Below are 15,560 nucleotides of genomic sequence, written 5' to 3'. Positions count from 1 at the left end.
CGGATTCGCGCGGCGATAACCGCTTCCACGAGAACCGCGCCTCCAGGCAAACCCGCCGGCCCGCGTCAAACTCGAACCGCGCCCGCAGCCGGAGTTAGCTCGGCAAAAACCGGACCACAATGTAATCTCTCGCTGACACAAGCACTTAGCCGTCACTAAGCGCGCCGGATAAACTTACAAGTTGGGTCATTTCACGCGGATTGCGGGAAATGACCTATTCTCGAGATCACGCCGACCGGTTTGAAAGCGCCGACCACAAGCCAGCCTGATCTCGAGGCGCCCAGGCCAGCCCTACACCGGGTTTTGGGCCGCGACTGCCACACGCCGCGATCGCGGCGAGCTACCCGAATCCTGCCTGACTAGCGAGCCGCCCACCCACGCTCAACACATAAAAAAGCCCCGGAACGCGGGGCTTTCTCAATGCGAGGCTCTATCGGTTTCGTCTGCTAGCTGAATTTACCGCCCGCTCGCGCATACCTGCCTCGGACGAGCGCGCCCAGCAGCGCCGAGCCAAATAGCCATAGGCCGCTCGGTAACGGCACCGACGCGACCGGGCCCGAGCCCAACGTCGAATTGCCGGCAATCAGATCGAAGTTCAGACCCGTGCCGTAGGTGTGGCTGTGCAGGTCCAAATTAAAGGTCAGCGTGAGTGTTTTATCACTGTTACTGACCCAACTGCTCCAGTCGCCGACATCCAGCGTCTTATCGTCGAAAAAATTCGCCGCGCCCGCCGCATCGGCTGCACTGAAATCATAGCTGGCACTTGAATGAGCGGTGGCGCCAATCACGTCGATGGAGAAGGACAGCGTATCGCCGCCGCTCAAGGCGGTAATGCCGAACTCGGGGCTAAGTAGACCCAGCAACAGATGTTGGGCCGGCGCATAAGACGAGGTGTCCAGATTTAGCGTAAGACTGGCATGGTAATCGTGATAAGCGGCGTCGGAACTGGTATTCGACACGCCTAAAGTCCCTTGCAGCCAAACCTGACTGCTACCGCCAATGTCGAAGTCGTGCAACACCGTCGGATTGCCGGCCAGCAGTGCTGAAACATCGGCGTTTTGAGGCAGTGCGGTGCCGAACGCACCGCTTGCTTACCGGCTGCATCGGTTTTCGGTGCCGGTACTTGACCGATGGCGGCGCGGCTTTCGCTGACGCTCGCAACGCTATCGGCGTGGGCCGCCGCCGTCAGCTGAATGCCGGTTTGGCCGGCCGTCGCGTTGGCGGACGAACCCATCCCGCCCTGCGCCCAAGCGGTAGCGACGATTGGTGAAGTGAAACCGTAACCGCTGCCGCCTGTGGCATTCGCCGCCACGCTGGCATGGCCGGCCGTACTCGACGCCCGCGCTTGCGAATTGGCGCCGCCACCGGCACCGGCTCTACCACTGCCATGCCCTTGGCCGCCATCGCCGCCATAAGCAAACGAAGTCACGGACACCGACTGTGTGCCGGTATTATTGCCGTTAGCCAACGAGCTGGCCGCGCCGCCGTTACCGCCGTTGGTGTCGCCGAACAGATTGACGCCGCCATTGCCGCCGCGCGCCTTGTCGCTTACCGTGACAGCGCTATTGCCGGAAGCGGTGCCATAACTGGTACTGATCGCGGAGCCGCCCGCGCCTGCCTGACCGCCGTAGCTGACGCCGCCTAGGCCACCCAAGGCATGACCGGAAACTGTAGCGTCGTGGTTGTCGCCGCTGGACGCGACCTTGGCCGTATTGTTGGCCTGACCGCCCGCGCCGCCGGTCGCGCCGTGATCGGCATTGCCGCCGTCGCCACCGGTCGCGCTACCCCACGCGTAAACCGAACCGGCGCTGTTGTCGGCATTGACGAAAGCCGTTCCCACCGCGCCGGCACCGGCCGCGCCGCTCGGCGCATCACTCAAATTGCCGCCGTTGCCGCCGGTGGCGTAGTTGTACAGCGATAAGGCGTTGACGGCGGCGGACTTGCTTAGCTGGCTGTCGGCGCTACCGGCCGCACCCACCTGCCCGCCAACGCTGCCGCCGCCGTTACCGCCGTTGGCGGTTTGACTAAGGTTCAGATCGGCGCTGGTTTTTCCGTCGACTTTATTGACCAAGTTGACCGAAGCGCCGGTACCGCCGGCGACCGACGAACCGCCGTTGCCGCCGCGAACCTCGCCGGCGACTTCGACCGTCCCGTTGCCGGTGGATTCACCATAGGCGGCTGCCAAGTCCAGACCTAAGCCCGCCAAACCGCCGTTACCGGCGATACCGGTATTGGAATCGCCGCCGTTACCGCCAATGGCAACCGCACTGGCATTGACGCTGCCGCCGTGAATCAGCGCGATCTCCGCATTGGCGTCGCCGCCATTGCCGCCATTCCCGTTGCCGGCGGCACTAGCCGCACCACCCGATCCGCCTTCGGCGCTACTTTTTCCGGTAACCGCGCCGGCGCCGTCATCGACATTGTTCAACACCGATTTTGCCTGGCCTCCACTACCGGCTTGGCCTGCGGGATGGTTTTCGATGCCGACACCTAGCGCAAAAATAATGCTGCTGACATTGCCACCGTCACCGCCTTCGGCGTATTGTGTCAAGTTAAATGCACCGCCGGTCGAACCGCTGACCAAATTATCGGCAATGGAATCGCCACCCACGCCACCGTCGGCGCCGAGGTAGCCCCGACCGCCCTTGCCGCCGCGTTGGTCGAGAGTCACCGCGACATCGCCATTGCCGGTGGATGTGCCGCTGGCTTGCGCCGAAGCGGTACCACCCGCACCGCCTTTGTTGCCCAAACCCTGGCCGGTACCGCCGTCGCCGCCCCAAGCGCGGGTATCCACTTGCACCGCCCCAGTGCCGGCGCCTTTGGCGCTGGTGGCTGTGGTCGCCGTACCGCCGTTGCCGCCGTTGCCATTGGCATAGCTGGCTCCGCCATAGCCTCCGTAAGCGGTGGTATCCGCGCTAATCTGGCTGTTATTGTGGGTAGCCACGGCATTGGCTGAAGAACTCGCGGCGCCGCCAACACCGCCCGTACCGTTTTCCGCTCGGTTCGAGCCGCCGTTTCCGCCGGTGGCGTCATCATAGGCGTCGGCGTCAGTGGCGCCAACCGCACTACTAACGCTACTGGCCGAGCCGCCGGAACCGCCGCTGCCGCCGTAGCTATCGCCGCCCGTGCCACCGGTCGCGTCGCCGCTGGCAGTCGCACTCTCGCCGGTGGCAGCCGTGCTATTTTGGGCCTTACCGCCCGCGCCGCCGTTGCGCTGATTGTTGGAATCACCGCCGTGACCGCCGGTTGCATTACTGCCAGCATCGGTATCGCTATTGTTTCCGACAGCGGTATTGATGCCATTAACCGTCGTGGTGGCATCCGCCCCAGCGCCGGCCACGCCGCTAACCGCATTGAGCAAATAGCCGCCGTCACCGCCCTGGGCATTGCTATAGATTTGCAGGGATTTGGAACTGGTGTTTCTGCTTAAGCTGCTGTTGGCGCTGCCGGCGAGACCCGCCACGCCACCATGGCTGCCGCCGGCGTTCCCGCCGTGGGCGGTTCCCGCCGTGGGCGGTTTGAGTCAATCGTAAAATATCGGCGGTGTCGCCTGAAACTTTGTCGGTCAAGCTGACCGAGGCGCCGTCACCGCCAATGCCGGCACCCCGCGCGTTACCGCCGTTGCCGCCGTTGGCCGTGCCGGTCACCGTGGCCGAAATCAGGGAGTGTCCGTAGAGGGTAAGGATGGGCGAAACGCCAAACACCGCCGCCCCGCCTCTGCCGGCTACGCCTGTGCCGTAAGAATCGCCGCCGTTACCGCCGGTCGCAGTCCCATCCAGGACTAAAAAGCCGCCGCTACTTTCCGCAACCGCGCCGATCACTGCGGTGCCACCGTTACCGCCGTTACCGCCGTTACCACCGGCTCCCTCTCCGCCCTCGCCGCTCGCCGAGCCACCCAATCCGCCGTTACCGCCATTTCCGCCGGTAGCGTTCGCGGTGACGTTGGCCTCGGCATAGCTGGAGATGCTAGTGGAGGCCTGCGCAGTGGCGTTACCACCGTTACCGCCGGAACCGCCTTTCCCACCGTTCGATCCAGGCGGGTTACCCGCGCCGCCGTTACCGCCATTTCCGCCGCTACCGCCGGTCGCCGTTGCGCTATTGGCAGTATCGTTATTGACGGGAAAGCCCGCTTTCGCAGTTGCGCTACCGCCGGCGTTGCCGTTGCCGCCCGCGCTACCGGGATTGCCGGCGCCGCCGTCAACGCCCGACATCCCGTTACCGCCTATCCCGGTGTCGGTTTGCGCCCAAGCCGGGCAAATTTGCAGTACCAATCCGGCCGCTAAAAATGCGGAGCAGAGCTGGTTCAGTTTCCAATGTTGTGGACCTTGTTTCATCGTTATGCCTTTTATTTTCTAATTGAACTGATGCCGAGTAAGGCGTGGGCAACCGCTTAATTTCGGGCGCGTGCCACGATCAACCCGTATGCCTAAGACCGCCCGGATCATTCGTCTGTGTTCCGTGCTCCGGTGCCGTTCACCTTAGGAATGCCCCGGTCGGCCCGCCACGCGGGTTCAGTATTACGCGGCCCCGAAACGTTAGGCTGGTTCTAGGATAACGACCGAGCCGGTGGGGAAACATCCTCCGCGCGGGGGATATTTCGAAGCGCAAGGGTTTGAAAATGCTCGCCGCGCGAGCAAGCGATTGTCCGCTTGCCAGGACAATCGCTCATTTCGGCTATCAAACTCAAACTGCGCGCCGTCACGCCGACGCGTGCCTGCTCAGTCGTGAGTGGACGGTATCGTGATAAGGTCGGTCGTACAATTGATTCGCTCGACCGGACCGCTGAAATAGCCGTGCGAATACTGGCCGTAGGGGCAGTTTGTGGTGCCTTTCAGACACAGTTGAATATGATCGACCGCCGCCGTTTCGCCGTTGCCAAAATACGCGGGATCGGTCGAGTGCATCGTCAAGGTCAAAATCACGCCGTCGCTGGAGGTACATGCGCTACCGCTGGAAGTCAGTACCACCGATGAACCGGTTTTGACGACGCCGGACCAAGTTCCGCACGAGCCGTTGCCCGGTAGCGAGAATCCCTTACCCACGAACGTGGTGCCACCATTCCCGAATCCGCCGTTGACGGCGATGCAGGCATTGCCGGCCGCATGAGCTTGCGTCGCGGTAAAACTTAAGCCAACCATGACCAATCCAACGATTAGCGGCATTGTGCTATTTGCTTTCATAAAGTTTCTCCAGAAGTTAAGGTTATTTTGGATGTTGCCGGACTACGATCTCGGGTATCGCGCTTGTATTCAGTCGCAGCGACCTGTTGGATTTGATCGAGCTTGTCGCCGGGTCAACCCGGAATTTCGCAACTGGGACAGAGTACCTAACTCGCTGCTGGAAAAATATCCTACCCGCGGAGGGCATTTCGGAGAGTGCGCGCGGGTGAGCTAGCGGAAATTAGTGGTGATGGAAGCGTCTTTATCGGTTGAAAAAACGCTATTTTTTCGCCAGGTTAAAGAGCGTCGGCAGTTATTCGCCGCGATGTCGCGCACCTGGAGTCATGCAAGCAAGCATGATTTTCGGCACATGCGAATCCGCCGGCTTTGACTTAAACTCCACGGTCTGTCGGGCAAGTGTTAGGGCGTTTTGGGGGCCGCCGCCGGAACCGCGACCAAGGTTTCCAACCCTAGACCCAGCCGGCGCTAGCCGGGAAACACCACACGCCGCCTGCTCGCGAATCGCGATTCGGCCGCCGCGACTAAAATCGACCTTGAACCGTCACCGAGGAAACCGTATGCCGTATGTCTTGATCATTCACGAAGTCGAAGCCTATCCGGCCTGGAAAACGGTCTTCGACCAAGCAGCGGATATTCGCAAAAATGCCGGCGAACTCCGCTATCAATTGCTGCGTCAAGCCGACGACGCCAACCGCGTCGTGCATTTTTCCGAGTGGTCGTCGCTGGACAGCGCAAGGCGCTTTTTCGAATCGGCGGAACTGGTGGCCATTCGCCGGCAAGCCGGCGTCAAGGCCCCCGAATTCCTGTACCTGGAAGAAATTGAACGCGGCGAGCTGTAAACCGCCTAGTCTATCCTTGCCCAAGCCCGCGTCTCTCAGACCACTTTAATGGAGCAAACCTCAACCATGAAGTCCCGAATTCCCGTATTTCTCGGCTTGTTGATCGTGCTGTCTGCTTGCGCGGGCGGACCACCGCCCCGGCCGGAGACTTGGCAACGCGGCGATTACCGCTATCTGCAGACCTATTTGAGTTGGCTGATCGAAACCCAAATGGACAAACAAGCCATAGAAGGCTTGAGTATCGCCATTGTGGATGACCAGCAAGTGGTGTGGTCGCAAGGCTTTGGCTACGCCGATAGGCACCGCGACGTGCCGGCATCGGCCGAGACCGTTTATAGAGTCGGCTCGATTTCCAAGTTGTTTACCGATACCTTGGTGATGCAATTGGCCGAGCAAGGCAAACTGGATATCGACCAACCACTACAACGTTATTTACCGAACTTTTCGATCAATTCGCGGTTCGCCGATACCGCCGCGATCACGCCGCGCAACATCATGAGCCATCATTCCGGATTGCCCGGCGACATCGTCAACGGCATGTGGACGCAACACCCTCGGCCGTTCGGACAATTGGTCGAGCAACTCAAATCCGAATACGTCAGCAACCCGGCCAACACGGTATTTTCGTATTCCAATCTCGGCGTAACATTGCTGGGCACGATGCTGGAAACGGTCAGCGCCACGCCGTTCAGCGTCTATGCCTATCAGCAATTACTCAAACCGCTGGGCATGCGCACCGCTCGATTCGCGCCGGGACTCGAAGGCGAACTGGCGTCGAAATCCTACCGGTTCGGCGACGAAAAACCCGAAGCGCCGCTACGCGACATGCCGGCAGGCGGCTTGAATGCTAGTGTGTTGGACCTGAGCCGCTTCATGACGATGGTGTTTGCCGGCGGCGCGTCCGACGGCCGCCAGCTATTGAAACCGCAAACCGTCGCGGCCATGCTGAAACCGCAAAACGCCGATGTGCCGCTCGATGCCGGCCTAAAGGTCGGTCTGGGCTGGATGTTGCGGGACAACTTAAACATCGGGCCGATTGCCGAACACGGCGGCGCGACGCTGTACCAATTCAGCCTGTTGAGCTTGGCTACCGACCACAAAATCGGCGTCGTCGTGCTCAGCAACTCGCCCAACCAAGCCTTGCAGAAGATCAACAACGCCGCGCTGAAACTGGCGGTCGCGATCAAAACCGGCCAAGCCTTCCGCGAAACCGAAACACCGGCTATCGAAACCCGCGCGCCAAACGCGGCGGAACAAAGCCAATTCGGCGGCCACTACGCGACGATGTTGGGCTACGTCGATGCTTCGAATACCGGTGACGGCATTTCCGCCGATTTGAACGGCAACTCGTTGGACATCGTGGTCCGCCCGGACGGCAAATTCGGTATTCGCTATTGGCTGCTGGGCTTTATTCCGATCCAACCGGAGGAACTGGCTGAAGTCGGTCTGTCGCTGGCGGAAATTGCCGGCCGCCGGGTATTGCTGGCCCATACCGAAGGCCAGACCGTTCCGATCGGCGAAAAAATCGTCCCGACCGCGATACCGGCGGCTTGGCGGCGGCGCTTGGGCGATTACCGTATCGTCAATCTAGCCGACGGCGAGGCGATCGTTCCGGAACACTGCGCCTTGCGGGAACGCAACGGTTTTCTGGTGTTGGAATACGCGCTACCCAGCTTCGACATTGAAAAACAGACTTGGGCGCTCAAACCCATCGACGACGAGCAGGCCATTACCCACGGTCTGGGCCGCGGCATGGGCGACACCCTGCGCGTCGTCAAAATGGATGGCCGGGAGCTGATCGCCTATTCCGGCTATTTGTTGCAAAAGCAATAATCAGGCGCCGGCGAGCGTTAGAAAAACCGGATTGCGGTATCGCTATACCGAGGGCTATAGTGAATCCGCGCGACTGAGTCGCGGATTCACTGATTGCTGGCGCATCCATTCCTGTTAAGCGCCAAAAGCCGATCGTTTTGGAGTGAACCCGGCCTAAGGCTAACCCAACGCGCCAAGCAACACCCAACATGCAGCGGAGATCGTCATGAAAATTCTAAAGCCAGCCAAGCCCATCGACTCACAACCGAGACTTACAAGCATTGACGGCACTTGGATTCCGGAAATCGTGTTCTTTAGCTTATTTCTGATCGATTGGTACTTGGGTTTTCCGATTTGAACGACGGAGGCGGCGGCGTATCCACCGCGCCCGCCAACTGATCGATCATTTCGGCAAACCGGTCCAGCGCGTCGTTGCCGCCTTGGAGGGTCCGCAATTGACTCAGGGTTTCGCGCGCCGCCAGCCAACGCTGCTGGCCCAATTGATCATAAAGCGCCCGATACAACTGCCGGATCAAAAAACCGTGCAACAGTTTGGCCTGCGGCGTTTGCTTAAAACTCAACGAACGCAACAGCGCCGGCACCGCAATGGCCGACCGACCGGCCGCGAGACTTTGCATAGCGACACCAAGCCACTGCTCGGCCAAGCGTTCGCTACGAAAGATGTGCTTCAACTCGGCGCCGCAGCGTGGACACAGCGTATCCGCTCCGAGCCGGGCATTGCAGGCCGGGCAACGCTGTATCACGATTCCAAGTAATAGAGGATGTCGTTCAAACGTTCGACCGGCTCGCGCAGCCCGGCCTCGTCGCCGTTTTCCAGACAAGTCGAGATGGCTTCGATCAGATCGACCATGTCTTCCTTGTCTTCGGCGGAGACGGTTTCGAACAAGGATTCGGCCTTCTTGATGACTTGCCGCGCGGCAGCCACGGCCTGGCTTTCCGGAACCGAATCCGCCTCGCCAGCGGCCGAATTGCCGAACAAGCCGTCGATACGTTGTTTGGCGCTGCCCAGTTCGCCGCTATCGAAGCGGGAAATCGCATTGTTGATCGTGATGGCTTTTTCCTTGCCGGAGGCTTTCTCCCGAGCCGAAACATGCAAGATGCCGTTCAAATCCAGGTCCAGCGTCAAGGTGATGACGTTGCCGGCCGGCACGTCCAACAAACCTTCGACCAAAAACTCGCCGATTTCGACGTTGTTCAGCGCATCCGGGTCCTCGCCTTGAAAAATCCGCACGTTCACTTCGCGCTGATTGTCGTGATAGGTCTCGAAAGCTTCGGACTTGCGCACCGGCAACACGCTGTTTTTATGTACGATGGGCACGTACTGATACGGATAGGGCATGCCGTCCAGATAGCCGACCGCACAAGTGCCGAAGCTATACGGCGTCACGTCGACCAAGACCGTGCCGATGTCCTCGCCGTTAATCATCGCCGCCTGCATTGCCGCCCCCATCGCCACGCACAGGTCGGGATCGACTTCGCCGTGCGGCTCGAAACCGAATTCGTCGAACAGGCGCTCGCGTATGCACGGTGTGCGCGTCGAACCGCCGACCAGGATGATTTCGTCGATGTCGGAGGCGATCAATTTTGCGCCCTTCAGCGCGATGTGGGTGGCGTCCAGCGTGGCGTTGATGTGGTCGGCGATCAGGTCTTCGTATTCCGCACGCGCCAATTCCATCGTCAAATGCAGCGGTGTGCCTTGGCGCTCCAGCAAATATTCTTCCTCTATCGTCGCAAACGGCTCGTCGGACAAGCGCAGTTTCGCCTGTTCCGCCGCCCGCACGATGCGCGCCATCGCCTTGCCGTGCGGCTCGACTTCGATGCCGTACTGCTCGCGGATATGCGCCAAAACGCGATCGACGATCAGTTGGTCGAAATCTTCGCCGCCCAGGTGATTGTCGCCATGGCTGGCCAGCACTTCGACCACGCCGCTCTGCACGTTGACCACCGACACGTCGAAGGTGCCGCCGCCCAAGTCGTACACCAGCATACGCTTGGCGTTGAGCTGGCCGGCACCGTAAACCAGCGCGGCGGCGGTCGGCTCGTTGATCATCCGCACCACCTCCAGCCCGGCGATTTCGCCGGCTTCGCGGGTGGCCTGGCGCTGGGTGTCGGAAAAATAGGCCGGTACGGTAATCACCGCCTTGGCTATAGGCCGGCCGACATAGGCTTCGGCAATCGCCTTCAAGCGTTTCAGGATGATCGCGGAGATTTCCTGCGGCGTGTAAGCCTGACCGGCCATCGTGACTCGCGCGTCCTGACCCATCAAGCGCTTGATCGACTTGACCGTTCGTTCCGGATATATCAGGTATTGATTGCGGGCGCTGGCGCCGACCAATATCTCGCCGTTACCGTCTAGCCCGACGAAAGACGGCAAAATCTTGCTGCCGTTGTCGGCGATCACGGTGACCTTGCCGTTTTCGACAATCGCCACTTCCGAGTTCGTGGTCCCTAGATCGATGCCGATGATGATGTCGTTCATATGTGTTCCCTGAATGCTTAAAGTTTATTGACTTTGACTTCCGCCAATCGCAACACTTGATCTTCGAGTAAAAATCCCTTGCGCAGCTCTTCGAGCACGACGGCGTTTACCTGCGAGGGATCGGAGCCGATCGCGACCGTCGTCATGGTCCGCGCGTCGAAGGGCTGGCCGACGCAATCGATCGCAAACACCCGGCGGCGCTGCAGCATTTGTTCCAGACGCTTCAGCGTAATTTCCTGGCCTTCGCCAACGCTGGCGATGAAACCTACGTCCTGTTTTTTGGAATGCCGGAACAAACCATCGACCGGCCGATAATTTTGCAAAGCCCGATGGCCGGCATCGAGCCGGTCGTAAATATCCAGCCATTCCAGCAGCAGCGCCCGTTCGTCCTCCCGGCGTTGTTGTTGCAGGCGTTCGCCGGCCTTCGCCAGTTCGTCCGCCAGGGCTCGATTGTCGGCCTTCAGGGTTACGACGGCATCGCTCAAGCTGTCCAGCGTGGCTTTGAATTGCCGCGACTCGGCCTTGACTTCGGTTTTCAGGCCGGCCAAATCGCTGAACAGCGCGGTCAAATCCGGTTGCTCGACCGAGGTCAGGTGGGCGAAGTCGGTTTCCTGAAGATATTGATGCAAGGCTGCCAGCAATTCGTCTTGCGGGGTGTCTGTGGTCATGATGGCGTTTTAGTCAATTCAGCGAGCGATTTTTCGATGGACAGCGTGCTCAATAGTTTTACGAAATCGTCCGTAGCCATAGTCCCGCCAATGCGCGGTTGGCCGAAGGCTTGCATCAGTAACGCGTCGAAATCGACATGCGGCACATGAAACAAGGCGTGGCGCAAGCGGCAGTCTTGGTCCTTAATCGCTTCGAAAGCCTCTTGAATTTCACGAAAGCGCGCGGCATCGCGGTCGGGCGGATTGTCCTTGACCCTTTGCAAATAGGCTTGTTTGATGTCGGCGTCGGCGGCCTGTTCGGACACGCCCAGCATTTGGTAGGGTGAAATCATCGGTACTCAATTGAAAGGCAGCGAATACTGCGGAGAATCGTGAATGAAGCGAGCAACGATGTCGTCGAAACCGACGCCGATCTCGATTTTCAGTTCCTCTGCGGCGGCGAATATCGTCACACACCATAGGAAGTCTTGATTCATGAACAAGATCGCCAGGCTTTGCTCATCGCGGCCGTTACCGTATTGACGCATGATTTGGGCGACGAACTGCTCAGGACCGCGCTTGCGCACCAGCTCCTCGATTTTCTTTTCGATACGCTTGAACACGGCATCTGGAACGTGGCCGAACAAATCTTCTATCGGATCGTCGCTAAGCGGCGGCCGGTCGAAATCCTCGATGTTATCCGCCGACGGCAATAGCTCGACGCCCCCGCTGGCCCGTTCGAGCAGGCGCTCGATCAACCCGGCGGTCCTGTTGTCGTTATCCGCCCGCGCGTCTTCCAACGCGACTTTCAAACGGTATAAGCTCATGAAATCCAAGTGGCTGGCATCGCCTTGGCATTCGGCCAGCGTCCGGTAATATAGCCAGGCCGGCTTAGGCCAACGGGCATGGCCCGCCTTGGCAGCGTGCTTCAATAGTTCGTAATGGCCGATCGTCTCCAAAGACTGGCACCAAGCCAATAATTCCGCTTCATGTTCCAACAACCATTCCAGCGACTTTTTCAGCGGCGCCTTGATTTTATCCAGAACCTTGAACAACAAGGTGTTGTCGTCCAATTGCTCGTCGTAATAGCCTATCGACGCCATCAAGCGCTGTAATTGCGGGGCGGACAGCAGATAGTCCTTTAGAGGGGGCAGCGCGCGGCTAAGCGCCTGCGTCGGCAGTTCCAACAAACCGGCTTCGATTTGCGCTTGAAAATGCATGTTGATCGGATCGTCATGCAGACTTGCCAAGGTATCGACGATGCGTTGCAAGCCCTGGGTTTTGTCTTCGGCAACCCACAAATAAAAACCGCGCAACAACTCGGCCTGGCGGCGCAGGCTTTTATCGATGGTCAATTGTTCGGCCGCTTGAATTTCCTTCTCCACTAAATGAAATTTCTCGGTTTTCAGCAAGCGCCGGGCATGAGCCATGTGATTGGCGAACAACAAGTGTTTGGCCAAGGTATTGACCGGATCGATCTTCAGCAAGGCTTTGGCATAGGCTGCGGCCTTTTTGAAGGCTTTTCTGGCTGCGGCGGATTTGGCCGCCCGCACCAGTAAATCGGTATCGGCGGGAAAACGTTGCAGACCGCGTTCCAGCCAGTGCGCGTACTGAGCCGGGTCCGGCCGGTGTTCCTGATAAATCGTCAGAAGGTTCAGGTAGCTTTGTCGGTCGTCGGGATCGTATACCAAGCTGTCGGCCAACATGGCCGCCGCTTCGCCGGGATAGGCCTTGTCGGCCATGTGCCTGAGGATCAACGCGACTTTGCGGTCATTGGCCGGCCGGTCTTTTTTTAGAATATCGATGCAGCGGTCCCAGAAAAAGCCGGCGTCGTAGTCGTTTCCGGCTTGTTCGTGCAACAAGGCTTGCAAGCGGTTTTCCTCGAACGAATCCTTGCCGGCAAAATGCTTGAAGTAGTCCTTCTCGCCGCCCGGATACTCGGCCAGCGCTCCCAGGCAATAGGCTTGCGCGGCATCGTCGCCGAATACGTCGCGATATTGCAGGACCAGATTGAAGCGCGCCTTGGCATCGGGCTGGCCGTTGAGTTTGACCAGCGCTTCCAATAATTGGCTCTGGCGGGCATTAAGACCTTTGGCCTGAGCAACGATGCGGCGTTGATTGTGCTCCAGCGCCGACACGCTGGCGACGAAATCCGCGCCGGATTGCCGATACGCCACACAAGCCTTAACCAGCGGTTGATAAGGCGATTCGTCGGGAATTTTGGCTAACAGGGCCGAAGCTGGTTCGAAATCCGCGCCCTCCAGCAGTTGCGCTTTCAGCAAGCTGCGCAAATCGCGAAACGCCGAACGAAACGGCAATGGTTTCAAGGCCTGCTCGCAGCCCTCTCGCTCGCCGTTGCGATACGCCGCCAGCGCTTCGCTGACCCATTGCCAATGCTTGAGCAATGCGCAATCGTGGGGCAAATGCGGCACCAACTCCGTATCCCCGGAGACCAGTAGCATCCCCAGATATGCCGAAAGCACCGGAAACTCTTCATCCAACTGCCGAGCATTTAACCCATCCAATAGGGCGTAGGCCTTGCGCTGGTTTTTGCCGGCCAACAGCCACAACACATAAACGTCTTGCGCTTGGGGCGGCGCGTCAGCATGGGCGGCGTAATTTTCCCAAAGTACGCAAGCTTCCTTGAACATGGCCTTGGCCGCCATCCCCCAAGCCCGTTGCAAATAGCAATCGGCCAGATAGCGTTTGGTCTCGGCATCGCCCGACTGTTTCAACAACTCCTTGAACAGATCGCCGGCTTCCTTGTAGCGTCCGTCGGCATAGTGCGCCCTGGCTTTTTCCGACAGGGTCGACTCGGCAATCGCGGCGGAAATTTTCTGGATAATTTTTTTCATGGCGGCGCCGTCAATGGCCAGTACGTGAAGAGCCGCATTATAAAGCAGTTCAAACCCGGTCGACCGTTCGCGCGTTTTGCCGCACCGAAGCCTCCAACCCGGCGCGGCAAGAATCGCTCAGTCCCGATCGCCAACCGCCGGCCGCGCGAGCGAACGCTTACTGCTCACGCGTGGCTGCCGCGGACCCGCGTCAGACATTGACGTCGCGCAGATTCGCTTGATAGGTGCGCACCCGGTTGCGGCCTTCGGCTTTGGCGTAATACATCGCCAAATCCGCGCAATCCACCAAGCGCTGCGCGTTGTCGGCATGGTCAGGGTAGATCGCCACGCCGATGCTGGCGGAAATTTCCAGCGTCAAACCGTCGATTTCGAACGGCACACTCATTTCATGGCGGATTTTTTCGGCGATCTCCAACGCGTTCCGCTCGGTCTTGATCGCCGGCAGCAGCACGACGAACTCGTCGCCGCCGAGCCGGGCCGGCGAGTCCGACTTGCGCAAACACCGGTAGAGCCGTTCGGCGACGAGTTTCAGCAACTGATCGCCAACGCCGTGGCCGTAGGTGTCGTTGACCGGTTTGAAGCGATCCAGATCGACAAACATCAGGGCCAGCCGGCTCCGTTCCCTTTCGGCGCTGGCGATGGCGTGTTGCACTCGATCGCGGAATAGCGAACGGTTGGGCAAGCCGGTCAGCGCATCGTGATAGGCCAAGTGCTGATTTCTGTCTTCGGCGATCTTACGGTCGGTAATATCGTAAAACCAGATCAGTAACGCCGGCTTGCCCTGGTATTCCACCGGAAAATACGACGCCAGCGTCCATTTGACCCAAGCGCTGCCGCGCGGGGCATGCAACTCCACCAGTTGATTGGTGACCTGTTCGCCATTGCCCAGACGCTCCAATACCGCCGCATACGCGTCGGGGCTGGCGTAATAACTGGCGGTAAACGCGCCGATAGCCCGCTCCGGAGAAGTATCGATCAACAAGGCATAACTATTATTGGCAAACATCACCCGACCGTTGGCGGCGTCCTCGATGCAAGTCGCGACCGGACTGCTCTCCAGCATCTGCCGAAAGCGCTGCTCGTTGTCGGTCGCCTGCATCCGCAAGCGAAAGTTTTCCGCCAGCTGCCGACTCGATTGCCGGGAACTGGCTAACAGGAAAAACAGGAACAAGGTTTCCATCGCACTCATGCCCTGCGAAATGGCATCGCGCTGCATTGCCAGAAACACGATTTGCGGCACCAACACCGTCAATAAAAATCCGACCACCGAAAAGCTATCGACCGCCAACGTGGCGGCGGCACCGGCGCATAAGCCGCCCAACGCGAAGGACACGTAAATTTCGTGGCGGATGTCGCCAACCGGCGCCAGCAGCAAACCGCCGACGCCCCAGACGATACCGGCGGCGATCGTACCGAACCGAAACCAGAACAACCAAGCTTCGACGCCGGCCGGATCGATACCGGCATCGGGCCGGCGCCGCCACACCAACAGCAGCAAGGTTCTGGCCAGCAACACGGCGGCCAACACCGCAAACCAGTCGAACAACCGGGCATTGCGGATTTCCGTCGCCAATACCGCCGCCAATATGCAGGCCAGCAAACCGCTGATGGTCAGCGAGAACGGCAGATTCTCGAACAACAGTCTCACCCGTTCGCGTCGTTCGGCGGCAACGGCAGAACGCGATACACCGGTCGACGCCGACAGACTAGCCATTGGCAAGTCCGCG

At 59.5% G+C, this 15,560-nt stretch carries 12 protein-coding genes; 2 read left to right on the top strand and 10 right to left on the bottom strand.

All coding sequences use genetic code 11. The features are described from left to right. Window positions 1–446 precede the first annotated feature (446 nt). The 4 genes from A1355_RS16785 to A1355_RS16770 form a co-directional block, all read right to left on the bottom strand. Window positions 447–1,019: a hypothetical protein gene (locus A1355_RS16785; RefSeq protein WP_157197925.1), complete on the bottom strand. Its 573-nt coding sequence runs from the start codon at window positions 1,017–1,019 to the stop codon at window positions 447–449. Next, window positions 962–3,463, bottom strand: a complete 2,502-nt coding sequence (locus tag A1355_RS16780) for a beta strand repeat-containing protein (protein ID WP_157197924.1) — start codon at window positions 3,461–3,463, stop codon at window positions 962–964. Before A1355_RS16780 ends, A1355_RS16785 begins: the two co-directional genes overlap by 58 nt. Further along, complete coding sequence (locus A1355_RS16775) at window positions 3,390–4,334, bottom strand: hypothetical protein (RefSeq protein WP_064030250.1); 945 nt, start codon at window positions 4,332–4,334, stop codon at window positions 3,390–3,392. The genes A1355_RS16780 and A1355_RS16775 overlap by 74 nt, the downstream gene beginning before the upstream one ends. Before the next feature lie 384 nt (window positions 4,335–4,718). Continuing rightward, a complete protein-coding gene (locus tag A1355_RS16770) occupies window positions 4,719–5,180 on the bottom strand; it encodes a hypothetical protein (RefSeq protein WP_157197923.1) in 462 nt (153 codons plus the stop codon). A 557-nt stretch (window positions 5,181–5,737) separates the two neighbouring features. On the opposite strand from A1355_RS16770, the gene A1355_RS16765 reads away from it, so the two are divergent. Continuing rightward, window positions 5,738–6,019 carry an antibiotic biosynthesis monooxygenase gene (locus A1355_RS16765; RefSeq protein ID WP_064030246.1) on the top strand — a complete coding sequence of 94 codons (282 nt, stop codon included), beginning with the start codon at window positions 5,738–5,740 and terminating at the stop codon, window positions 6,017–6,019. Between the two features lie 66 nt (window positions 6,020–6,085). Further along, a complete protein-coding gene (locus A1355_RS16760) occupies window positions 6,086–7,852 on the top strand; it encodes a serine hydrolase domain-containing protein (RefSeq protein ID WP_064030244.1) in 1,767 nt (588 codons plus the stop codon). A 293-nt stretch (window positions 7,853–8,145) separates the two neighbouring features. Here the strand turns inward: A1355_RS16760 and A1355_RS16755 are convergent, their stop codons facing one another. The 6 genes from A1355_RS16755 to A1355_RS16730 form a co-directional block, all read right to left on the bottom strand. Beyond that, window positions 8,146–8,523: a hypothetical protein gene (locus tag A1355_RS16755; protein WP_197471839.1), complete on the bottom strand. Its 378-nt coding sequence runs from the start codon at window positions 8,521–8,523 to the stop codon at window positions 8,146–8,148. A gap of 68 nt (window positions 8,524–8,591) precedes the next feature. Continuing rightward, entirely contained in the window at window positions 8,592–10,331 is a 1,740-nt protein-coding gene (locus tag A1355_RS16750) for an Hsp70 family protein (RefSeq protein ID WP_064030242.1), read from the bottom strand. A gap of 17 nt (window positions 10,332–10,348) precedes the next feature. Then, window positions 10,349–10,999 (bottom strand): nucleotide exchange factor GrpE, encoded by a 651-nt coding sequence (locus A1355_RS16745; RefSeq protein ID WP_064030240.1) that lies wholly within the window; start codon window positions 10,997–10,999, stop codon window positions 10,349–10,351. Further along, a complete protein-coding gene (locus A1355_RS16740) occupies window positions 10,996–11,331 on the bottom strand; it encodes a J domain-containing protein (RefSeq protein WP_064030238.1) in 336 nt (111 codons plus the stop codon). Before A1355_RS16740 ends, A1355_RS16745 begins: the two co-directional genes overlap by 4 nt. Before the next feature lie 6 nt (window positions 11,332–11,337). After that, complete coding sequence (locus A1355_RS16735; protein WP_064030237.1) at window positions 11,338–13,833, bottom strand: hypothetical protein; 2,496 nt, start codon at window positions 13,831–13,833, stop codon at window positions 11,338–11,340. Between the two features lie 190 nt (window positions 13,834–14,023). Then, window positions 14,024–15,547 (bottom strand): sensor domain-containing diguanylate cyclase, encoded by a 1,524-nt coding sequence (locus tag A1355_RS16730; protein ID WP_231883704.1) that lies wholly within the window; start codon window positions 15,545–15,547, stop codon window positions 14,024–14,026. Between the last annotated feature and the right edge of the window lie 13 nt (window positions 15,548–15,560).

The sequence above is a fragment of the Methylomonas koyamae genome (genome assembly GCF_001644025.1).
GTDB lineage: Bacteria > Pseudomonadota > Gammaproteobacteria > Methylococcales > Methylomonadaceae > Methylomonas > Methylomonas koyamae_A.
Note: the sequence above shows the minus strand (reverse complement) of the source record. Positions and strands in the feature narration are given on the sequence as shown.